This window comes from Streptomyces sp. TRM68416 (assembly GCF_014596915.1).
Taxonomy (GTDB): domain Bacteria; phylum Actinomycetota; class Actinomycetes; order Streptomycetales; family Streptomycetaceae; genus Streptomyces.
Genome location: NZ_JACVWU010000016.1, coordinates 85,453 through 106,404, shown reverse-complemented (window position 1 = coordinate 106,404; position 20,952 = coordinate 85,453). Strand labels below are relative to the sequence as shown.

22 protein-coding genes, 1 tRNA gene, 1 pseudogene and 1 riboswitch are annotated in these 20,952 nt (G+C 69.3%); of the genes and pseudogenes, 15 read left to right on the top strand and 9 right to left on the bottom strand.

What is annotated here, in order from left to right; all coding sequences use genetic code 11:
* The first annotated feature begins 71 nt into the window (after positions 1-71).
* Together ICC28_RS24855 and ICC28_RS24850 are read left to right on the top strand one after the other, a co-directional pair.
* Positions 72-350: a MoaD/ThiS family protein gene (locus tag ICC28_RS24855; RefSeq protein WP_188290915.1), complete on the top strand. Its 279-nt coding sequence runs from the start codon at positions 72-74 to the stop codon at positions 348-350.
* 6 nt (positions 351-356) lie between these two features.
* Positions 357-1,307 (top strand): PLP-dependent cysteine synthase family protein, encoded by a 951-nt coding sequence (locus tag ICC28_RS24850; RefSeq protein WP_188290914.1) that lies wholly within the window; start codon positions 357-359, stop codon positions 1,305-1,307.
* A gap of 34 nt (positions 1,308-1,341) precedes the next feature.
* Here ICC28_RS24850 and ICC28_RS24845 read toward each other — a convergent pair whose 3' ends face one another.
* A complete protein-coding gene (locus ICC28_RS24845) occupies positions 1,342-1,770 on the bottom strand; it encodes a type II toxin-antitoxin system PemK/MazF family toxin (RefSeq protein WP_188290913.1) in 429 nt (142 codons plus the stop codon).
* Positions 1,771-1,974: 204 nt separating this feature from the next.
* On the opposite strand from ICC28_RS24845, the gene ICC28_RS24840 reads away from it, so the two are divergent.
* Entirely contained in the window at positions 1,975-2,727 is a 753-nt protein-coding gene (locus tag ICC28_RS24840) for an MBL fold metallo-hydrolase (protein ID WP_188290912.1), read from the top strand.
* Between the two features lie 80 nt (positions 2,728-2,807).
* Here the strand turns inward: ICC28_RS24840 and ICC28_RS24835 are convergent, their stop codons facing one another.
* On the bottom strand, positions 2,808-4,058 hold the full coding sequence (locus tag ICC28_RS24835; RefSeq protein WP_188290911.1) for a PTS transporter subunit EIIC: 1,251 nt from the start codon (positions 4,056-4,058) through the stop codon (positions 2,808-2,810).
* A gap of 137 nt (positions 4,059-4,195) precedes the next feature.
* Positions 4,196-5,491 carry a PTS transporter subunit EIIC gene (locus ICC28_RS24830; RefSeq protein ID WP_188290910.1) on the bottom strand — a complete coding sequence of 432 codons (1,296 nt, stop codon included), beginning with the start codon at positions 5,489-5,491 and terminating at the stop codon, positions 4,196-4,198.
* Between the two features lie 152 nt (positions 5,492-5,643).
* Between ICC28_RS24830 and ICC28_RS24825 the strand changes: the two genes are divergently transcribed.
* Entirely contained in the window at positions 5,644-5,877 is a 234-nt protein-coding gene (locus tag ICC28_RS24825; protein WP_093720813.1) for a glucose PTS transporter subunit EIIB, read from the top strand.
* A gap of 523 nt (positions 5,878-6,400) precedes the next feature.
* Here the strand turns inward: ICC28_RS24825 and ICC28_RS24820 are convergent.
* Positions 6,401-7,171, bottom strand: coding sequence for a polysaccharide deacetylase family protein (locus ICC28_RS24820; protein WP_188291005.1), 771 nt, complete (start codon positions 7,169-7,171; stop codon positions 6,401-6,403).
* 485 nt (positions 7,172-7,656) lie between these two features.
* Between ICC28_RS24820 and rph the strand changes: the two genes are divergently transcribed.
* From rph to rdgB, 3 genes are all read left to right on the top strand, one after another.
* Positions 7,657-8,394: a ribonuclease PH gene (gene rph, locus ICC28_RS24815; protein ID WP_188290909.1), complete on the top strand. Its 738-nt coding sequence runs from the start codon at positions 7,657-7,659 to the stop codon at positions 8,392-8,394.
* A gap of 115 nt (positions 8,395-8,509) precedes the next feature.
* Positions 8,510-8,911 carry a hypothetical protein gene (locus ICC28_RS24810; RefSeq protein ID WP_188290908.1) on the top strand — a complete coding sequence of 134 codons (402 nt, stop codon included), beginning with the start codon at positions 8,510-8,512 and terminating at the stop codon, positions 8,909-8,911.
* Between the two features lie 10 nt (positions 8,912-8,921).
* Positions 8,922-9,524: an RdgB/HAM1 family non-canonical purine NTP pyrophosphatase gene (rdgB, locus tag ICC28_RS24805; RefSeq protein ID WP_188290907.1), complete on the top strand. Its 603-nt coding sequence runs from the start codon at positions 8,922-8,924 to the stop codon at positions 9,522-9,524.
* A 44-nt stretch (positions 9,525-9,568) separates the two neighbouring features.
* Here the strand turns inward: rdgB and ICC28_RS24800 are convergent.
* From ICC28_RS24800 to bcp, 3 genes and pseudogenes are all read right to left on the bottom strand, one after another.
* Positions 9,569-9,644: transfer RNA gene (locus tag ICC28_RS24800), tRNA-Leu, on the bottom strand.
* Positions 9,635-9,832, bottom strand: a pseudogene (locus ICC28_RS24795) (HNH endonuclease); the annotation flags it as partial. The gene ICC28_RS24800 and the pseudogene ICC28_RS24795, both read right to left, overlap by 10 nt.
* 199 nt (positions 9,833-10,031) lie before the next feature.
* Entirely contained in the window at positions 10,032-10,499 is a 468-nt protein-coding gene (bcp, locus tag ICC28_RS24790; protein WP_188290906.1) for a thioredoxin-dependent thiol peroxidase, read from the bottom strand.
* Between the two features lie 94 nt (positions 10,500-10,593).
* Here bcp and ICC28_RS24785 point away from each other — a divergent pair, with 94 nt between their 5' ends.
* The 3 genes from ICC28_RS24785 to ICC28_RS24775 all read left to right on the top strand — a co-directional run bounded on the left by ICC28_RS24785 (position 10,594) and on the right by ICC28_RS24775 (position 11,800).
* Positions 10,594-10,923: a DUF3618 domain-containing protein gene (locus ICC28_RS24785; RefSeq protein ID WP_188290905.1), complete on the top strand. Its 330-nt coding sequence runs from the start codon at positions 10,594-10,596 to the stop codon at positions 10,921-10,923.
* Between the two features lie 44 nt (positions 10,924-10,967).
* Entirely contained in the window at positions 10,968-11,324 is a 357-nt protein-coding gene (locus tag ICC28_RS24780; protein ID WP_188290904.1) for a GroES family chaperonin, read from the top strand.
* A gap of 56 nt (positions 11,325-11,380) precedes the next feature.
* Positions 11,381-11,446, top strand: a riboswitch (guanidine-III (ykkC-III) riboswitch).
* Between the two features lie 33 nt (positions 11,447-11,479).
* Positions 11,480-11,800: a DMT family transporter gene (locus ICC28_RS24775; protein ID WP_188290903.1), complete on the top strand. Its 321-nt coding sequence runs from the start codon at positions 11,480-11,482 to the stop codon at positions 11,798-11,800.
* 3 nt (positions 11,801-11,803) lie between these two features.
* Here ICC28_RS24775 and ICC28_RS24770 read toward each other — a convergent pair whose 3' ends face one another.
* A complete protein-coding gene (locus ICC28_RS24770; RefSeq protein WP_188290902.1) occupies positions 11,804-14,194 on the bottom strand; it encodes a transglycosylase domain-containing protein in 2,391 nt (796 codons plus the stop codon).
* A 217-nt stretch (positions 14,195-14,411) separates the two neighbouring features.
* On the opposite strand from ICC28_RS24770, the gene ICC28_RS24765 reads away from it, so the two are divergent.
* From ICC28_RS24765 to ICC28_RS24750, 4 genes are read left to right on the top strand one after another with little or no spacing between them, the layout of a single operon-like run.
* Positions 14,412-15,212 (top strand): ABC transporter permease, encoded by an 801-nt coding sequence (locus ICC28_RS24765; RefSeq protein WP_188290901.1) that lies wholly within the window; start codon positions 14,412-14,414, stop codon positions 15,210-15,212.
* Between the two features lie 49 nt (positions 15,213-15,261).
* Positions 15,262-16,026 (top strand): ABC transporter permease, encoded by a 765-nt coding sequence (locus ICC28_RS24760; protein ID WP_188291004.1) that lies wholly within the window; start codon positions 15,262-15,264, stop codon positions 16,024-16,026.
* Between the two features lie 2 nt (positions 16,027-16,028).
* Complete coding sequence (locus ICC28_RS24755; protein WP_188290900.1) at positions 16,029-16,997, top strand: ATP-binding cassette domain-containing protein; 969 nt, start codon at positions 16,029-16,031, stop codon at positions 16,995-16,997.
* Between the two features lie 32 nt (positions 16,998-17,029).
* A complete protein-coding gene (locus tag ICC28_RS24750; protein ID WP_188290899.1) occupies positions 17,030-17,752 on the top strand; it encodes a DUF1707 domain-containing protein in 723 nt (240 codons plus the stop codon).
* 210 nt (positions 17,753-17,962) lie between these two features.
* On the opposite strand, the gene ICC28_RS24745 is transcribed toward ICC28_RS24750, so the two are convergent.
* Positions 17,963-19,327, bottom strand: a complete 1,365-nt coding sequence (locus ICC28_RS24745; protein WP_188290898.1) for an SGNH/GDSL hydrolase family protein — start codon at positions 19,325-19,327, stop codon at positions 17,963-17,965.
* A 183-nt stretch (positions 19,328-19,510) separates the two neighbouring features.
* On the opposite strand from ICC28_RS24745, the gene ICC28_RS24740 reads away from it, so the two are divergent.
* Positions 19,511-20,914, top strand: a complete 1,404-nt coding sequence (locus ICC28_RS24740) for a DUF445 domain-containing protein (RefSeq protein WP_188290897.1) — start codon at positions 19,511-19,513, stop codon at positions 20,912-20,914.
* The last annotated feature ends 38 nt before the right edge of the window (positions 20,915-20,952 follow it).

The window sequence follows — 20,952 nt, the reverse complement described above, 5'->3', positions numbered from 1 at the left end:
ACGCACGACCTGCTGTACTGCGCTGCCGCGCGCCCACCGACCCGAACACCTTCCGACAGGAGCCCTGAGCCATGGCCATCGAGGTCCGCATCCCGACCATCCTCCGCCAGTACACCGACGGCCAGAAGGCGGTGGAGGGCTCCGGGGAGACCCTCGCCGACCTGTTCACCGACCTGGAGACCCGGCATGCGGGCATCCACGCCCGCATCGTGGACGGTGAGCAGCTGCGCCGCTTCGTCAACGTCTACCTCAACGACGAGGACGTCCGCTTCCTCGACGGCATCAACACCAAGCTCTCCGACGGCGACAACGTCACGATCCTGCCGGCCGTGGCCGGCGGCATGGCCTGATCACCGATGCGTTACGACTCCCCGCTCGCCGCGGTGGGCAACACCCCCCTGGTGTGCCTGCCGCGGCTGTCGCCCTCCGCCGACGTCCGCATCTGGGCCAAGCTGGAGGACCGCAACCCCACCGGCTCGGTCAAGGACCGCCCGGCCCTGCACATGATCGAGCAGGCGGAGAAGGACGGCCGGCTCACCCCGGGCTGCACCATCCTGGAGCCCACCTCCGGCAACACCGGCATCTCCCTCGCCATGGCGGCCAAGCTCAAGGGCTACCGCATCGTGTGCGTGATGCCGGAGAACACCTCGCAGGAACGCCGGGACCTGCTCGCCATGTGGGGCGCCGAGATCATCTCCTCCCCGGCAGCGGGCGGCTCCAACACCGCCGTACGCGTCGCCAAGGAACTCGCCGCCGAGCACCCCGACTGGGTGATGCTCTACCAGTACGGCAACCCGGACAACGCCGGCGCCCACTACGCCACGACCGGCCCCGAGATCCTCACGGACCTGCCCTCCATCACTCACTTCGTCGCCGGCCTCGGCACCACCGGCACCCTCATGGGCGTCGGCCGCTACCTGCGCGAGCACAAGCCGGACGTCAAGATCGTCGCCGCCGAACCGCGCTACGACGACCTCGTGTACGGGCTCAGGAACCTCGACGAGGGCTTCGTACCCGAGCTCTACGACGCCTCCGTCCTCACCACCCGCTTCTCCGTCGGCTCCGCCGACGCCGTCACCCGCACCCGCGAGCTCCTCCAGCAGGAGGGCATCTTCGCGGGCGTCTCCACGGGTGCCGCACTGCACGCCGCCATCGGCGTCGGCAAGAAGGCCGTCAAGGCGGGGGAGTCCGCCGACATCGCCTTCGTCGTCGCCGACGGCGGCTGGAAGTACCTCTCCACGGGCGTCTACACGGCGGCCACGACGGAAGAGGCCATCGAGACGCTGCAGGGCCAGCTCTGGGCGTGACGGGCCGGACCGGCCGGAGGGCAGGCCGGACGGGCTACGTCGCCAGGTGACGGACCTGGTCCCACAGGACCGGGTCCACCACCCCCACCTTCCGCCGGAAGTCCCACACCGGTACGTCGCGCAGCTCGTCCGTCTCCAGGAAGCTGGCCCGGCCCTGCGCGTCCCCCACCGAGCCCGGCGGCAGCGGAATCACCCCCGACCGCTCCTCGTGGAACCGGCTCGTGATCTTCGCGACCCGCACCCGCTTCCCGTGCACCGCGAGCACCAGACACGGCCGGTCCTTCGCACCCGGCCCGTCCTCGAACGGCACACTCGCCCACCAGATCTCCGTGGGCCGGGGCCGCACCGCCACCCGCGTCCGCGGCCCGCGCAGCACGGGCGCCCGCCCCCAGCCGTCGACGAGCGCGGCGACCAGCGCCAGCAGCACCACCGCCGCGAGCGCCAGCCACCAGGACGTGTCCATACGGACGACGTTACCGGCGCGAACCCGGATGTGCGCGCCTTCCCGCAAGCCTCACACGCCCCGTCTCCAGCCGAACCGGTGACAGTGCAGGTGAGTTCGCCCACAACAGCCCTTGGCGGAGGAGCGACCGGAGGTTTCGCGCCTTACGCTCGACGCACCGCACGACCCCCGTCTTCACATCCCGCCAGCGGAGGTTTCTGCTTCATGAAGCTCACCGTCGTCGGCTGCTCGGGGTCGTTCCCGTCCGCGGAATCGGCCTGCTCGAGCTACCTCGTCGAGGCCGACGGCTTCCGGCTGCTTCTCGACATGGGCAACGGTGCCCTGGGCGAGCTGCAGCGCCACTGCGGTCTCTACGACCTCGACGCGATCTTCCTGAGCCATCTGCACGCCGACCACTGCATCGACATGTGCGCGTACTTCGTCGCGCGCTACTACCGGCACGACGGCGGCCGCTGCGCCCCCCTCCCGGTCTACGGACCCGAGGGCACGGAGCACCGCCTCACCACGGCCTACGCCGACACCCCCACCGCCTCCTCCATGAGCGAGGTCTTCGACTTCCACACGGTCAAGCCCTCCACCTTCGAGATCGGCCCGTTCACGGTGCACACCGAGCGGGTGGCCCACCCGGTGGAGGCCTACGGCATCCGTGTCGAGCACGGCGGCCGGGTGCTGACGTACTCCGGGGACACCGGCGTCACCCCCGCCCTGGACGAACTCGCCCGGGACGCCGACCTGTTCCTGTGCGAGGCGGCGTTCACCCACGGCAAGGAGGACATCCCCGACCTCCACCTCAACGGCCGCGAGGCCGGCGAAACAGCGGCCCGCGCGGGCGCCCGCCGCCTGGTCCTCACCCACATCCCGCCGTGGACCGACCCCCGGGTCAACCTCGCCGACGCCCGCGAGGCCTACGACGGCCCGGTGGAACTGGCGGCGCCGAGAACGTCGTACGAGATCTGAGACCTGCCGCGATACGGCGAGGCCCCCCGGAGCGGATCCGGGGGGCCTCGCCGTCGTTCAGGGGCGGTTCGGGAGGTGCCTCACGCCTTGGTGAGGTCCTCGACCTCCTCCTCGGGCTCGCGGCCCGGGGTGGCGATGTTGAACCGGACGATGGCGAAGCGGAAGGTGACGTAGTAGATCACGGCGAACACCAGGCCGATCGGGATGATCATCCAGGGCTTGGTGGCGAGGTTCCAGTTCAGGAAGTAGTCGATCGCACCGGCCGAGAAGCTGAAGCCGTGGTGGACGCCCAGGCTCCAGGTGACGGCCATCGAGACGGCGGTCAGCACCGCGTGGATGACGTACAGCAGCGGGGCGATGAACATGAACGCGAACTCGATCGGCTCGGTGATGCCGGTGACGAACGAGGTCAGCGCGAGCGAGATCATCATGCCGCCGACTGCCTTGCGGCGCTCGGGGCGGGCCGTGTGCGTGATCGCCAGGGCGGCGGCCGGGAGAGCGAACATCATGATCGGGAAGAAGCCCGTCATGAACTGGCCGGCGGTCGGGTCGCCGTGGAAGAAGCGCGGCAGGTCGCCGTGCCAGACGGCGCCGGCGGAGTCCTTGAACGAACCGATCTCCTGCCAGGCCACCGTGTTGACGAACTGGTGCATGCCGACCGGGAGCAGCGCGCGGTTGATCGCGCCGAAGATGCCCGCGCCGACGGCGCCGAGGCCGGTCATCCACTCGCCGAAGTTGGTGATCACCTCACCGATGGGCTCCCACACCAGGCCGAAGAAGACGCCCACGGCGGTGCCGATGAAGGCCATCAGGATCGGGACCAGGCGACGGCCGTTGAAGAAGCCCAGCCAGTCGGGGAGCTTGGTGCGGTGGAACCGCTGCCACACGACGGCGGCTATCAGGCCCATGATGATGCCGCCGAAGACCTTCGGGTCGTTGTAGGTGGCGGCGATGTCCTCGCCCTTGGTGATCTTCGCTTCCGTGATCGGGAAGGCGGTCAGGACGTTCTTGTAGACGAGGAAGCCGACGAGCGCGGCGAGGGCCGTCGAGCCGTCGGCCTTCTTGGCGAAGCCGATGGCGATGCCGACACAGAACAGCAGCGGCAGGTTCGCGAAGACGGCGTCACCGGCGGTGGCGAAGACGGTCGCGACCTTGCCCCAGCCGAGACCGTCCTTGCCGAAGACGTCGTCCTGGCCGAGGCGGAGCAGGATGCCCGCCGCGGGCAGCACGGCGATGGGCAGCTGGAGGCTGCGGCCGACCTTCTGCAGGCCCTGGAACAGACCGGATCCCCACTTCTTCGTGGGGGCCGCCGATGCGGTGGCGGTGCTCATAGACTTCCTCCATCGGGTGGTGGTCTACACCACTCAGTGGTGTAGACCTGTTGTAGCACGATGAAGGCCACGTAAGGAACCCGCGATTCCGTGACCGGAACCGCGGGTTCTGTAACCGCTCGACGGGGTCTGAGAGCTCAGGCCTTGGTGACGTCCTCGTGTTCCTCCTCGGGCTCCCTGCCCGGAGTCTTCAGATCGAACTTCGTGATCGCGAATCGGAAGATCACGTAGTACACGGCCGCGAAGACGAGGCCGATCGGGATGATCGCCCACGGCCTGGTCGCCAGGTTCCAGTTGATGATGTAGTCGATCAGGCCGGCCGAGAAGCTGAAGCCGTCGTGCACACCGAGAGCCCACGTCACCGCCATCGACACACCCGTCAGCACCGCGTGCACCACGTACAGCAGCGGCGCGATGAACAGGAACGAGTACTCGATCGGCTCCGTGATGCCCGTCACGAACGACGTCAGCGCCACCGACAGCATCAGACCGCCCACCTCCTTGCGGCGGTGCGGCTTCGCGCAGTGCGTGATCGCCAGGGCCGCCGCCGGCAGCGCGAACATCATGATCGGGAAGAAGCCCGAGGTGAACTGACCCGCGTCCGGGTCGCCCGCCAGGAACATGTTGATGTCGCCGTGGACGACCTCACCGTCCGGCTTGGTGTAGCTGCCGAACTGGAACCAGATGGGCACGTTCAGGAACTGGTGCAGACCGATCACCAGCAGCGCACGGTTGGCGACACCGAAGACACCCGCACCCCAGGCACCCGCGTCGCTCAGCCAGTCGCTGAAGCTCTCCAACCCGTCACCGATCGGCGGCCAGATCCACAGGCACAGCGCGGCGAAGGCGATCGCCACGAACGCCATGATGATCGGCACCAGACGGCGGCCGTTGAAGAAGCCGAGCCAGTCCACCAGCTTGGTGCGGTGGTAGCGCGCCCAGAAGAAGGCCGCCAGCAGGCCCATGACGATGCCGCCGAAGACACCGGGGTTCTGGTACGTGAAGGCCGTCACCGCCCCGTCCGTCGCCTGGCAGCCGGTGTTGATCGCCTCCGACCCCTCCGCGCAGTCCTCCGGGAACTGGTGGAGCACGTTGTAGTAGACGAGAAACCCCGCCACCGCCGCCAGCGCCGTCGACCCGTCCGCCTTCTTCGCCATGCCGATCGCGACACCGACGCAGAACAGCAGCGGCAGACCCAGCGAACTGTCCAGGAGCGCGCCGCCCGCGCCCGCCATCACCTTCGAGACGTTGTCCCAGCCGAGCCCGTCCGCGCCGAACACGTCCGGTTGGCCGAGCCGGTTGAGAATACCGGCGGCCGGCAGTACCGCGATGGGGAGTTGGAGACTGCGGCCCATCTTCTGCAGGCCCTGGAAGGCGTTGTTCCACCGGGCCCGCGCAGGGCTGACCGCGGTGTCGGCGTTCTCGGCACTCATGGTTTGGCGACCGCCTGTCAGGTGGTGTAGACCAGTCTCGGACGATTTCGTTGCTGTGACGTCATCCTTGGCCACCAGCGGCACGATCGCTCGCGAAGATGGGCCAACTGTGGGTTACTGCGACAAAGCGGTTCGGATCAGGGAGAAACAACATGGCCAGCAAGGCTGAGAAGATCGTTGCCGGGCTCGGCGGCATCGACAACATCGAAGAGGTCGAAGGCTGCATCACCCGCCTGCGCACCGAAGTCAGCGACGCCTCCCTCGTCGACGAGGCGGCCCTGAAGGCCGCCGGTGCCCACGGCGTCGTCAAGATGGGCACCGCCATCCAGGTCGTCATCGGCACCGACGCCGACCCCATCGCGGCGGAAATCGAAGACATGATGTGAGACCGGTGATCAACTAGCGGTCCGTACGGCATCACCGCTACGACACCCCCGCGCAAGAAGCCACCGCAGGCACACACCTGCGGTGGCTTCTTGCGTCGGGCGACGACGCCAGGGCCAGAGTCGGGGGAGTCGTCCAGCTTGCCGGCCACGGCGCGGAGTCCCTCGGGGAACGGCACCGCGTACACGTCCAGGGTGAGCACCGTCGACCAGTGGCCCACCGTACGTTCAGCAGCAGCCGCACCGCCATGCACCGCACCCTGCTGAAGATCAGGACACTACTCGAAGCACACGGCATCAGCGCACGCCGACGACCGCCCCGCCCACCGCCCTTGCAACCCTCCGGGCGCAGGGGCGTCGCGGCATCGGGTGAGGCGGTGGCAGCGGGTCGCCCTGCGACCGGTGATGGCGACCGGAGCATCGTCGGGGTCGTCGTCGAGGCCGACAGAGCCGAGGCCGGGCTCGCATGGATGCCTGGTGACGTGGTCGTGGCGGGCTGAGGAGACGCGGACGCTTCGCGTGTCGGTCACTTGTAGATCTTGCCGGGCTCGGCCTTGGCCGGAGCGAGCAGCTGGGAGACGGTCACGAAGGTGTAGCCCTGCTTGTCGAGCGCCTCCAGGATGGAAGGCATGGCTGGCACGGTGCCCTTGCGGAGCGGGTGGAGCAGGATGATCCCGTCGCGGTCGGCGCCGTCGAGCACGCGCTCGGTGATCAGAGCGGTGTCGCTCGTCTCGTAGTCCTTCGCGGTCACCGTCCACAGCACCTGCGCCATCCCCAGACCTTTCGCGACCTCGGAGACACGGTCGTCGGTGCGGCCCTGGGGCGGTCGCATCAGCGTCGGCTCGCTGCCGGTGAGGTCGACGACGGCCCGCGTCGTACGGCGCAGCTCGTCGCGGATCTGCGCATCGGAGACATCGGTCAGCACCGCGTGCGTCCAGGTGTGGTTCCCGATCTCGTGGCCGTCCTCGGCGATCCGCCGCACCACATCTGGGAACTCGTTGATGCGCCTGCCCTCAAGAAAGAACGTCGACGGCGCCTTGTACTGCTTCAGGAGGTCCATCAGCCGGTCGGTGGGTTCGCCCGGGTTGCCATCGAAGGTGAGTGCGATGCACTTGACCTCTCGGCAATCCACCTGCCCCGACGGGACGCCTGTTTCAGGCGCGACCCGGTCGCGCTCCTCGCGCGGGGAGAGCGTCTCCATCTTGTACGCCTGGATGACCATGGCCACGGTCGCGGCCGCCACCGCAACCACGGCCAGGAGTATGAGCAGGCCAGGCCGCCGTTTAAGGATATTCACCTGCAAGGAGAGCACTTCAGAGGTGGCAGGGTTGCCCGGCCTCGGGTGTGAGGTGGGACACGCGTGTGCGGTCCTTTCCGGCGAGCTGCGCGACGAACGCGGCTGCGATCCGCTCCAGCGCCCCTCCGGCGTGCTCGGCCGCCAATGGTGGCGCTGCAGGGCGGGCCACCTCGGCTTCCGTTTCCGCGAGTTCCTTGCCCGACTGCCGGCCCCGGTCCGTCCATGGCCGGACGGCTCACCTGCTGCCGATCACGCCACCAACCCGGCACGAGCACCCCCACGACCGGGCCACACCACTCCCGTGACCTGCAACTTCAGAGCGATCCATCTCATCCGGCGAGAGCGCCGAGGAAGCCGGGGCGACCCGGAGGACGGCCAGAGGCAAGGCAGGCTTAAGCCCGGGCAGCATTCCGGGCTACCGCTGCTGAGGGACTCTTCCCACCGAGGGAGCGGCCCCTTCCGCAGGTACGGATAGGCTCGGCCGCATGTCTCGAATCGACGGCCGCACCCCCGAACAACTCCGCCCGGTCACCCTCGAACGCGGCTGGAGCAAGCACGCCGAAGGCTCCGTCCTCGTCTCCTTCGGCGACACCAAGGTCTTCTGCACCGCCTCCGTCACCGAAGGCGTCCCCCGCTGGCGCAAGGGCAGCGGCGAAGGCTGGGTCACCGCCGAGTACTCCATGCTGCCCCGCGCCACCAACACCCGCGGCGACCGCGAATCCGTCAGAGGCAAGATCGGCGGCCGCACCCACGAAATCAGCCGCCTCATCGGACGCTCCCTGCGCGCCGTCATCGACTTCAAGGCACTCGGCGAGAACACCGTCGTCCTCGACTGCGACGTGCTGCAGGCCGACGGCGGCACCCGCACGGCAGCCATCACCGGCGCCTACGTCGCCCTCGCCGACGCGATCTCCTGGGCCCAGGGCAAGAAGCTCATCAAGGCCGGCCGCCAGCCCCTCACCGGCACCGTCTCCGCCGTCTCCGTCGGCATCGTCGGCGCGGTCCCCCTCCTCGACCTCTGCTACGAGGAAGACGTACGCGCCGACACCGACATGAACGTCGTCTGCACCGGCGACGGCCGCTTCGTCGAGGTCCAAGGCACCGCCGAAGCCGAACCGTTCGCCCGCGACGAACTCAACGCCCTCCTCGACCTCGCCGTTTCCGGCTGCACGGAATTGGCCGCCCTCCAGCGCGCGGCACTTGATACCGTCCTCGAAAAGTAAAGGGCGCACCAAAAGGACGCGGTCGACGCGGGCAACCTCGTCGATCGCTTCCGCGTCACTAGAGGTACGGGGGGCCGGCCACAAGGCGCGGCCTGAGCACGGGAGGGACACCAGCATGGGCGCGAGCCGACGCCGCCGGAGCCGTATCGCCATTGCCGCCACAGTCGTGGCCGTGGGGCTGACCGCCGGACTGACCACCGGCTGCGACGCCGTGAGCAAGGCCCTGGACTGCGTCCAGACCGCCGAAGCCGTCGCCGACAGCGTCACCGACCTCCAGCAGGCCGTCGAGAACGCGGCCAACGACCCCACCCAGGTCGACGAGTCCCTCGACGCCATCGACAAGAACCTCGACGAGGTCAGCGACAAGACCGACAACGCCGACGTCAACAAGGCCGTCGACGACCTCGCCGAAGCCGTCGACAACGTCCGCACCGCCATCAAGAACGGCGACGAGACCCCCGACCTCTCCCCGGTCACCAGCGCGGCCGGCGAACTGACCAAGGTCTGCACTCCCTGATACTGGGGGCATGACCCGCCTGATCCTCGCCACCCGCAACGCCGGGAAGATCACCGAACTCAAGGCCATCCTCGCCGACGCGGGCCTGCCCCACGACCTCGTCGGCGCGGACGCCTACCCGGACATCCCCGACGTCAAGGAAACCGGAGTGACGTTCGCCGAGAACGCCCTCCTCAAGGCCCACGCCCTGGCGCAGGCCACGGGACTGCCGGCGGTCGCCGACGACTCGGGGTTGTGCGTCGACGTCCTCAACGGCGCCCCGGGCATCTTCTCGGCCCGCTGGGCAGGCAAACACGGCGACGACAAGGCCAACCTGGAACTGCTCCTCGCCCAACTCTCCGACATCGACGCCCCCCACCGAGGCGCCCACTTCGCCTGCGCGGCGGCCCTGGCCCTGCCGGACGGCCGGGAACGCGTGGTCGAGGGGCAGTTGCGCGGAGTCCTGCGCCACGCCCCCACCGGCACGAACGGCTTCGGCTACGACCCGATCCTCCAGCCGGACGGCGACGCCCGCACCTGCGCCGAACTGACCCCGCAGGAGAAGAACGCGATCAGCCACCGGGGCAAGGCCTTCCGGGCGTTGGTACCGGCGGTGCGCGAACTGTTGGGCTGACAACGACGAGGGGCGCGGCCCCGAGGGGAGCCGCGCCCTGAAAGTGGGGCCGACGAGACTCGAACTCGCACTGTCCACTACCTAAAAGTGGTGCCTCCTGCCAAATTGGGCTACGGCCCCACGTACAGCTTACTGGTACCCGCTCGCCGCCCGCCGCCTCCCCTGCACCAGGTGCTGCTGATCGCATGGCAGTTGGGACACAACAACCGAAGGTTCTCCCGCCGGTCGTCGCTCCAGTCCCCGTTGATGTGATCCACCTCCAGCGTCACGGGCTTGCCGAGCCACTCGGGGCCGAGTCCGCAGTCCGCGTCCCCCGAGCCGCCTCTTCCAGCCGCTCCCTGGTGTATGTGCCGGCCCCCATCGAGCCCCCTCCGTTCCCGGCCGCCCGTTCGTGGCCTCGCGCGGAGTGGCGAACCGACTGTCGGACAGTCACGTGCGGAATGCGGAACGGCTCGTACCGGGGGATCTCGGTGCGAGCCGTTCGGGGGAAAGAGGGGGAGGGGCGGGTCAGATGCCCAGGTCCTTGATGATCTTGGCTACGTGGCCCGTCGCGCGGACGTTGTAGAGGGCCCGTTCGACCTTGCCCTCCTCGTCCACGACGATCGTGGAACGGATGACGCCCATGTAGGTCTTGCCGTAGTTCTTCTTCTCGCCGTAGGCGCCGTAGGCCTCGGTGACCGTCTTCTCGGGGTCGGCGAGGAGGGTGACCTTCAGGGACTCCTTGTCGCGGAACTTCGCCAGCTTCTCCGGAGCGTCCGGGCTGATGCCGATGACGTCGTAGCCGGCCCCGGCCAGCAGGTCGAGGTTGTCGGTGAAGTCGCAGGCCTGCTTGGTGCAGCCCGGGGTCAGGGCCGCCGGGTAGAAGTAGACGATGACCTTGCGGCCCTTGCGGTCCGACAGGGAGACCTCGTTGCCATCGGCGTCGGGGAGGGTGAAGGCGGGGGCGGTGTCCCCGGGCTGGAGTCGCTCGCTCATCGGGCTAGCGTAACCGGGGGTCCTGACAGTGCGGTCGCGGGTGGAGCTGACAGACTGTCCGGAACAGGCATCAGATGAATTCGGAGGCCGTACGGTGGCGGAAACCTCGGACACCAGAACCCCGGCGCAGATCGAGGCGGACATCAGGCGCCGCCGCGCGGTGCTCGCCGAGACGCTCGACGAGATCGGGGTCCGTGTGCACCCGAAGACCATCGTCGGAGACGTCAAGGCCAAGGTCGTCTCCAACGTCGACCACACCCTGGGGCGGGCCTATGTGCAGGCCAACCGGGTCGTCAGTGACGTCAGGGCGCAGTTCGTCGACGAGGAGGGCGCGCCCAGGCTGGAGCGGGTCGTGCCCGCCGCGCTGCTCGTGGTGGGGGTGGTGGGGCTGCTCGCGCTCGGCTCCCGGCGTCGTAAGCGCTGACCCGGCGGCGTACGGACGCGGTGAGGGCAGGTAGGTTTCACAGGGTGAGCGCCAACAGAAACGAGCACAGTACCCACGACGACAAGCTGCCCATTCGGATGCTGCACGACCGAGTGCTCGTGCGGCAGGACACCAGTGAGGGCGAGCGGCGTTCCGGTGGCGGCATTCTGATTCCGGCCACCGCGGCGGTCGGCCGTCGGCTGGCCTGGGCCGAGGTCGTCGCGGTGGGGCAGAACGTACGCACCGTGGAGCCGGGTGACCGGGTTCTGTACGACCCGGAGGACCGGGCCGAGGTGGAGGTGCGGGGTACCGCTTACGTGCTCATGCGTGAGCGGGATCTGCATGCCGTGGCCGCGGACCGTTTCGAGGGGTCCGAGGACACCACGGGGTTGTATCTGTAGAAGCGCGGTGGAGAAGGGCTGGTGACCATGGTCACCAGCCCTTTTGCGTGCTTCTTTGCTACCTTTGCGGGGAGCCCGACGAGACGCGCCGTACCGGGACGGAAACGCAAAGACGACGCACCGTCCGTTCCGTCCGTCTCTCGGAGGTGCTCTCCATGGCCTGGGTTCTGCTCGTCGTCGCCGGTCTGCTGGAAGTGGGCTGGTCGATCGGGATGAAGTACACCGACGGGTTCACCCGTCTGGTGCCCAGCCTTTTCACCGGCGCCGGGATCGTCGCCAGCATGGTGCTGCTGTCCTACGCCGCCCGTTCCCTGCCGATCGGTACCGCCTACGGCGTGTGGGTGGGCATCGGGGCGGCCGGTGCGGCGGTGCTCGGCATGGTGCTGTTCGGTGAGCCGGTCACCGCCGCCCGGATCTTCTTCGTGTGTCTGCTGCTGGTCGCCGTGGTGGGGCTCAAGGCGACCGGCGGGCACTGAGGGTCATTCCCTGCGGGAGGTGGACAGGGGGCCCCCTGTGAGGCCGCCGGTGGTGCCGCCGCCCGTGGTGCCACCGCCGGTGGTGGTGTCTCCCGTGGTCCCGCCGCCGTTGGTGGTGTCGCCGGTGGTGCCGCCGGTCGTGGTGCCGCCGTCGGTCGTGCCGCCGTCCGTGGTGGTGCCGCCGGTGGTGGGGTCGCCGGTGGTGCCGCCGGTCGTCGTGCCGCCCGTGGTGGTCGTGTCGCCGGTGGTGCCTTCGGTGGTCGTGCCTCCGGTGCTGCCGCCGGTGTCGTCGCCGCCGGTCGTCGTGTCGTCGTCGTCCTGGCCGCCGGTGGGGTCGGCGGAGGGCTCGACGGGCGGCGGCTGGACGACGTCGGCGCCCTCCTGGAGCTGGAGGTCGAAGTCGGTGACGGGCTTGCCCTTGAGCGCTTCCTGGGTGAACTGGGCCCAGATCTCGGCGGGTGCCCCGCCGCCGTTGATGCGTGGCAGGCCCATGACGTTGTAGAGGGACTTGTGCTCGGCGGTGACCGGGTCCTGGCCCATGACGGCGACGACGGTGGCGAGTTCGGGGGTGTAGCCGGCGAACCAGGCGGCCCGGTCCTCCTCGGCGGTGCCGGTCTTGCCGGCCGCCGGTCGGCCCGCGGCCTGGGCGGCGGTGGCGGTGCCGTTGTCGACGACGCTGCGCAGGACGGAGGTCGTGGTGTCGGCGGCCTCGCGGCTGATGACCTGCGAGGTCTTGCGCTTGGGCATGTCTACGACGTCGGCGCCGTCCTTGGTGATCCTCTCGACCATCGTGTACGTGCCGTGCTTGCCGTGGTTGGCGAGCGTGGCGTAGGCCTCGGCCATGTCGAGGACGCTGGCGGTGGCGACGCCGAGCGAGATCGACGGGTAGGGCTCCAGGTCGGGGGTGTCGGTGGGCAGGCCGAGGTCGATCGCCGTCTGCTTGATCTTTTCGGGGCCGACGTCGACCGCCATCTGTGCGTACACCGAGTTCACGGACTTGTCGGTGGCCTCGCGGACGGTGATGTCGCCGTAGGAGACCTGGTCCTCGTTCTCGGGGTCGTACACCCCGCCGGTCCAGCCCTGGACGGGGCGCTTGTTGGTGCCGTCGTAGATCGTGTTCGGGGTGATGGTGCGGCCGTCCTGGGTGGTGGAGCCGTTCTCGACGGCGGAGGTGAAGACGAACGGCTTGAAGGTGGAGCCGACCTGGAAGTCGCGGCGGGCGGCGTTGGGGGTGTACTGCTTGACGTAGTCGATGCCGTTGTACATCGCGACGACCTTGCCGGTCTTGGGGTCGACGGCGGCGCCGCCCGCGCGGACGTAGGAGTCGACCTTGCGCGCCTTGGGGTCGAGCTTGTCCATCAGCTTGTCGTTGACGGCGTCGACGAAGGCGTCCTGCTTGTCCTTGTGCAGGGTGGTGGTGATGCGGTAGCCGCCGGCGTCGAGCTGTTCCTTGTCGACGATCTTGTTGGTGACGAGGTAGTCCTTCACGATCTGCACGATGTATCCGCGCTGCCCGGACATGCCGGTGGAGATCGTCGCCTCCTTCGGCATGGGGAACTTCAGCTTCGCGCGCTCCGCCTCGCCGAGCCAGTTCTCCTTGACCATGCCGTCCAGGACGTAGTTCCAGCGGGCCTGGGCGGCGGCCTTGTTCTCCGGATGGGCGACGACGTCGTACTCGCTGGGCGCGTTGAGCAGTGCGGCCAGGTAGGCGCCCTGGCCGGCGGTGAGCTTGGTGGCGTCGACGCCGTAGTAGGCCTGGGCGGCGGCCTGGATGCCGTAGGCGTTGCGGCCGAAGTAGCTGGTGTTGAGGTAGCCCTCCAGGATGTCGTCCTTGGTCACCTCGCGGTCGAGCTTGATGGAGATGAAGAACTCCTTCATCTTGCGGGTGAGGGTCTGTTCCTGGGCGAGGTAGTAGTTCTTGACGTACTGCTGGGTGATCGTGGAGCCGGACTGCTTGCCCTTGCCGGTGGCGGTGTTCCAGGCGGCGCGCAGCATCGCCTTGGGGTCGACGGCGGATTCGCTGTAGAAGTCGCGGTCCTCGGCGGCGAGTACGGCGTTCCGGGCGTCCTTGGAGATCTGCGAGAGGTCGACGTTCTCCCGGTTGACCTCGCCGTCGCGGGCCAGCTGGGAGCCGTCGGCGTAGAGGTAGACGTTGCTCTGCTTGGTGGCGAGCGCGTTGGCCGGCGGGATCTTGACGAGGGAGTAGCCGAGGAAGAACAGGCCGATCACGAGCAGGACGCCGACGACGCAGGTGCCGAGCACCATCCGCCAGGTCGGGATCAGCCGGCGCCATCCGGTGCGCTTGGGCCGCTTGGCCTTCTTGGCACTCCCTTCCTCCTGGGTTCCCGGTGCCCAGCCCTCGGTCGGCTGCTGCGGCTGTGGCTCGTCGCTCATGTCGTGCACGGACTCCTGTTTCGCGTCGTACGTTCCCGTACGACCTCGTACGCGTTCTGCGCCCCCTGTTGAAGACTCTCGCACCAAGCGTTCCGTTCCCGGATTCCGGCACGCGCCTGTTCGGCCGCTCGGCCGGGAAAATGCGTGGCGGGTCCGAGTGTTCGCGCACTAGGCTCCTGCGCTTCGGTGTCCGGCGCGGGTGAGGAGGGCGGAGGGCATGGGCGCGGGGCGGTTGTACGCGGCCGTCGCGGCGGGGGGATTTCGACGGTACGCGACGTACCGGGTGGCGACGGCCGCCGGAGTGTTCACCAACACGGTCTTCGGTGTGATCCTCGTCTACACCTATCTGGCGTTGTGGGACGAGAGGCCCCATCTCGGGGGGTACGACCAGGCGCAGGCCGTCACCTATGTGTGGCTGGGGCAGGCCCTGTACGTGACGCTGGCCCTTCAGGGCGGGGGCGTCGAGCAGGATCTGATGGAGCGCATCCGTTCGGGTGAGATCGCGGTGGATCTGTACCGGCCGGCCGATCTTCAACTGTGGTGGCTGGCAACCGACTTGGGGCGGTCGCTGTTCCAGTTGCTGGGCCGGGGGATGATTCCGTTCGCGTTCGGAGCGTTGGTCTTCCCGATGGCGTTGCCCTCGGGGGTGGTCTCCTGGGCGGCGCTCCTGGTGGCGCTGGTGCTGGCGATGCTGGTGAGTTTCGGGATTCGCTATCTGGCGGCGCTGAGCGTGTTCTGGCTGCTGGACGGCGCGGGCGTCTCCCAGGCGGTGATGATCGCGGGGGTGTTCTTCTCGGGCATCGTGCTGCCGCTGAACGTCTTCCCGGGGACGTTCGGCGAGGTCGTGCGGATGCTGCCGTGGGCGGCGCAGCTCCAGATACCGGCGGATGTGCTGATGGGGGAGGTCGATCCGCTGGAGGCGTTCGCCTTCCAGGCGATGTGGGCGGTGGTGCTGCTGGCGGCGGGGCGGTTGCTGCAGTCGGCGGCGACGCGGCGGGTGGTGGTGCAGGGTGGCTGAGACGTCCTGGCCGCGGGTCGGGGTGCGGGCCTACGGTCTGATCGTCGCGATGTGGCTGAGGTCGGCGCTGGCCTACCGCACGTCGTTCGTCGTCACGCTGGTGGGCAATCTGCTGATGACCGGCATGGACTTCCTCGCGATCCTGCTGATGTTCTCGCAGGTCGACTCGTTGGCCGGCTGGTCGCTGCCCGAGGTGGCCTTCCTCTACGGCCTGTCGGTGACCGCGTTCGGCATCGCCCACCTGGTGCTCGGCTCGACGGACGCCGTCGGCGCGCGGATTCGCGACGGTTCGTTCGACACGCTGTTCGTGCGGCCCGCGCCGGTGCTCGCGCAGATCGCCGCGGACCGTTTCGCGCCGCGCCGCCTGGGCCGGATCGTGCAGGGGGCGGCGGTGCTGGTCTGGGCGCTGGTCTCGGTCGACGTCGACTGGAGCGTGACGAAGGCGCTGCTGGTGGCGGTGGCCGTGGTCAGCGGGTCGGTGATCTTCAGCGCGGTGTTCGTGGCGGGCGCGGCCTTCCAGATCCTCGCGCAGGACGCGGCCGAGGTGCAGAGCGCGTTCACGTACGGCGGTACGACGTTGTTGCAGTATCCGCCGACGGTGTTCGGGAAGGATCTGGTGCGCGGGGTGACGTACGTGCTGCCGTTCGCTTTCATCAACTGGGTGCCCGCTTCTCATGTGTTGGGGCGGCCGTATCCGCTGGGTCTGCCGGAGTGGACGGCCTTCGCGTCGCCGTTGGTGGCGGTGGGGTGTTGTGCGCTGGCCGGGTGGGTGTGGCGGTCGGCGCTGGGGTCGTATCGGAGTACGGGGAGTTGAGCGTGGTGGAGCGGGCGTTCATCGAGGTGGACGGTGTCGAGAAGGTCTTCGACGTGCGCAGGCGGACGGGCCTGCTGAGGCGGGAGCGGCGGCAGGTGCGGGCGGTGGACTCGATCTCCTTCGCCGTGGCGCGCGGCGAGATGGTCGGCTACATCGGGCCGAACGGTGCCGGGAAGTCGACGACGATCAAGATGCTGACGGGGATCCTGACGCCGAGCGGCGGCCGGTTGCGGGTCGCCGGTATCGATCCCTCGCGCGAGCGGAGGAGGCTCGTGCACCGGATCGGGGTGGTGTTCGGGCAGCGCACCACGCTCTGGTGGGACCTGCCGCTGATCGACTCCTACCGGCTGATGCACCGCATGTACCGGATCCCGGACGGCCGTTACCGGGAGAACCTCGACCGGTGCGTGGAACTGCTGGAGCTGGGCGACCTGTTGGACGTTCCGGTGCGGCAGCTCTCGCTGGGGCAGCGGATGCGCGGGGACATCGCGGCGGCCCTGCTGCACGATCCGGAGGTGCTGTACCTGGACGAGCCGACGATCGGACTGGACGTGATCTCCAAGGCGAAGGTCCGTGGATTCCTGCGGGAGTTGAACGCCGAGCGCGGTACGACGGTGCTGCTGACCACGCACGACCTCCAGGACATCGAGCAGGTGTGCTCGCGGGTGATGGTCATCGACCACGGGCGGCTGGTGTACGACGGTTCGCTGGCCGGGCTGCACGAGCGGGGTGGCAGCGAGCGGGTCCTGGTGGTGGACCTGGAGCGCGAGCTGCCGCCGATCGAGGCCGCGCCCGCGCGGGTGGTGAGGGTGGAGGGGCCGCGGCAGTGGCTGGCGTTCCCCTCCGGTGAGTCGGCGGCGGGGTTGGTGGCGCGGGTCGCGGCGGAGTATCCGCTGGTGGATCTGTCGGTGCGGGAGCCGGACATCGAGGCGGTGATCGCGCGTATGTATGCGGAGAAGGCCACCGCATAGTGCCGGGCGGCGGGAAATCGTAGGCTGAACGTATGACCGACGCTGTGTCTTCGTCTTCCGGGGGGACGCCCCCCAGGCCACCCGCCCCGGAACTCCGGGCCTCCGACGCCGATCGTGAGCGAGTCGCCGAGATCCTGCGGGAGGCCCTCGCCGAGGGGCGGCTCGATATGGAGGAGTTCGGGGAGCGGCTGGATGCGACGTACAAGGCGCGGACGTACGGCGAGCTGGCGCCGATCACCCGGGACCTGCCGGCCGCTCCTACGGTGAACATGCTCAAGGAGCCGGAGGGGGCCGGGAGTTGGGCCGGGCGGATCACCGGCGGTGAGCCTTCCTCGACGTGGGGTGTGGCCGTCATGTCGGGGTTCCAGCGCAAGGGGCGGTGGACCGTGCCCCGGCGGTTCGACTGCGTCGCGATCATGGGCGGCGGGGAGATCGATCTGCGTGAGGCGAACTTCGTCGACCGGGAGGTCGTGATCAACTGCGTTGCGATCATGGGTGGGGTGAGTGTGATCGTTCCGCCCGGTGTCGAGGTTGTTGTCCGCGGTGTCGGGATCATGGGGGGTTTCGACCAGCGGGAGGAGGGCGTTCCCGGTGATCCTGGGGCTCCCCGGGTCGTCATCACCGGCTTCGCCTTCTGGGGCGGTGTCGATGTCGCGCGCAAGCTCACCCGTGAGGAGCGCCAACGTCTGAAGGAGGAGCGGCGGCGGGAGAAGCTGGAGCGGAGGGCGTCCCGCAAGGAGCTGGGGGAGTCGTGAGCGGGGGCTGAGCTGGCGCCGTTCGGGGGGTGCGGTGCCTGTCTCTCGCCCCCGCCGCCCCTACCCGTCCCGTCCTGCAGGGGTTGCCGCCCCTTCGACCCCGCCCAGGGGGCTCCGCCCCCTGGACCCCCGGGCCTTTGCCCACCCACCACCCGACTCGGTGGGTCGAGAGGTGCACGGGGTCTGGGGGCGGAGCCCCCAGGGCGGGGCCTACAGCTTGGCCGGGGCCGAGCCGTGGAGGTTCGTCAAGGTGAATGTCTTCGCCATGGCCTCGTAGCCCCTGTCGCTGGGGTGGAGGTGGTCGCCCGAGTCGTAGTCGGGGCGGAGCCTGCGCGGGTTGTACGGATCGCGGAGCGCCTTGTCGAAGTCGACGACCGCGTCGAAGACGCGCCCCGCGCGGATCTCGGAGTTGATCGCCTGGCGGACGCCCTCGCGGGCGTCGGTGTACCCCCGGTGCCCCTGGAACGGCATCAGTGTCGCCCCGACGACCTTCAGCCCCCGCGCATGCGCCTGCCGCACCATCGTGCGCAGCCCGCCCAGAACCGCGTCGGGATCGGCGAGCCGCCGGTTGCGCAGGATGTCGTTGACGCCGAGGTCGATCACCACGACCTTGACGTTGGTACGGTCCAGCACGTCCCGCGAGAAGCGCCCGAGCCCGCTCTCGTTGTCCGCGGGCCGCCCCAGCCCGTCCGCGAGGACCTGGTTCCCGCTGATGCCCTGGTTGACGACGCTGTAGCGGGGCAGGTCGGCACCGGACTCCAACGCCGAGCGCAGCCGCTCGGACAGGACGTCCGTCCAGCGCCGGTTGGCGTTCTGCGTCGAGGTGATCCCGTCGGTGAGCGAGTCGCCGAGGACGACGACCGTGCCGTCGGCCTCGTTGCTCAGCACGTCCAGCGCCGTCAGGTACCGCCAGTAGGTGGTCTCCTCGGTGTACGCGGCCCCGGTCGCGTCCTCGGCGCGGTCGCCCTGGGCTACGTAGGAGATCTGGCGGGCGTGCCGGTGGTAGGTGACCGGGCCGGACGCGGTGGGGGAGTACGTGGTGACCAGGACGTCGGCGTCCGGCGGGACCGTGACGGGGACGGCGTCGCTCAGCACCTGTCCGCCGGGCGGGACGACGACCGTGGTGGCGCCGCCGAAGGTGAGCCGCCGCATGGTCTCGGTGATCGCGGCGGCGGTGTCGCTGCCGGCGGCGACCGCGAGCGTGGCGTGCGTGACGGTCAGCGGGGACTGGCCGTAGTGATTGGACAGGGTGACGCGGGCACTCGTACCGCCGACACTGGTGTGGACGACGTTGCGCACCGAGCGGCCCGCCATGCCCCCCGTCTCGGTGCCCGGCTCGGCACCGGACGGCGAGGCGGACCAGGTGGTCACCCAGGTGCCGGTGGAGACGGGGGCCGCGGAGTTGTGCGGGGCGCTTCCCCTGGCCAGGGTGCCCGTGCCGGCGGTGCCGCCGCCGGAGGCGACCCCGATGTAGATGCCGGCGGACAGGGCCACGATCAGGGCGACGACAGCGGCAAGCAGGGCGCGGTGTTTTGTGGGGGACACCCCCACACCCCCGGCGTTGCGCCTGGTCATGCGGTGCGTTCTCCTCGGGCGACGGGAGCCCGAGGCTCCGGTGTGATCATCTCATGATGCGTCATGAGGCAGGGGGCCTTGAACAGACCCCCCATTGGGCCGTGGAGTTCCCCAGTGTGCTCCCCCGCCCGGTGAGACGTCGGGAACTCTCGTTTCGTTCCAGGAGTCGGTCAGGAAGGGACAATGAGGTACGAGGGTCGTGAACGGGTGGAGCGAATGGACCGATCAAAAACGGGCGAAACAGGTTCTTCGGGTGCGGGGGAGTATTCCCGGCAGGGCGCGGCGGCCAATCCTGCCGGCGTCCCGGCGTCGGCCGTCCGTGCGATGACGACCTTCAGCGCCGCCGACGAGGAGAAACAGCGCGGCGTACGCCGGATGAAGCTCACCGCGACCGGCCTGCTGCTCTTCGTGGCCCTGGTGTACGTCCTCGCCAAATGGGCGTCCAACGAGGGCGCCGGCGCCTGGGCGGGCTACGTCGCCGCGGCCGCCGAGGCCGGCATGGTCGGCGCGCTCGCCGACTGGTTCGCCGTCACCGCCCTCTTCCGCCACCCCCTCGGCATCCCCATCCCGCACACCGCGATCATCCCCACCAAGAAGGACCAGCTGGGGGTCTCGCTCGGCGAGTTCGTCGGCGAGAACTTCCTCTCCGAGGACGTCGTACGGCAGCGGCTGCACGCCGTCGGCATCGGCAGCCGGCTCGGCGCCTGGCTGGCCGAACCCGAGCACGCCGACCGGGTCACGGCGGAACTGTCGGCAGCCCTGCGCGGCGCGCTGACCGTCCTGCGCGACTCCGACGTGCAGGCGGTGGTCGGCGAGGCGATCACCCGGCGGGCCGACGCCCAGGAGATCGGGCCCGGCATCGGCAAGATGCTGGAGAAGGTGGTGGCCGACGGCGGCCACAAGAGGGTCGTCGACCTCGTCGTCACCCGCGCGCACGACTGGCTCGTCCTCCACGACGAACAGGTCATGGACGCCGTCCAGGGCGGGGCGCCCGGCTGGACCCCCCGGTTCGTCGACAAGCGGGTCGGCGAGCGCGTCTACCGGGAGCTGCTGCGCTTCGTCACCGAGATGCGCGACATGCCCTCCCACCCGGCCCGCGGCGCCCTGGACCGCTTCCTCACCGACTTCGCCTCCGACCTCCAGTCCGACACCGACACCCGCGCGCGCGTGGAGCGGCTCAAGGGCGAGGTCCTCGGCCGCGGCGAGGTGCAGGACCTGATCGCCTCCGCCTGGACCGCCGTACGATCCATGATCGTCTCGGCGGCGGAGGACGAGCGCAGCGAACTGCGACTGCGCGTGCGGGCCTCGCTGCTGTCGCTGGGCGCCCGGATGGCCGTCGACCCCAAGATCCAGAGCAAGGTCGACAGCTGGGTGGAGGGCGCCGCGGTCTACGTCGTCACCACCTACCGCAGGGAGATCACCTCCCTGATCACGGACACCGTGGCGAGCTGGGACGCCGAGCACACGACCCGCAAGATCGAGGCGAACATCGGCCGTGACCTGCAGTTCATCCGCATCAACGGCACGGTGGTCGGCTCACTCGCCGGGCTGGTGATCTACACGGTGTCCAAGGCACTGGGGGCCTAGCCCGAGTGAGACCCAGGTCACGTTCGCGGTGTGTCACA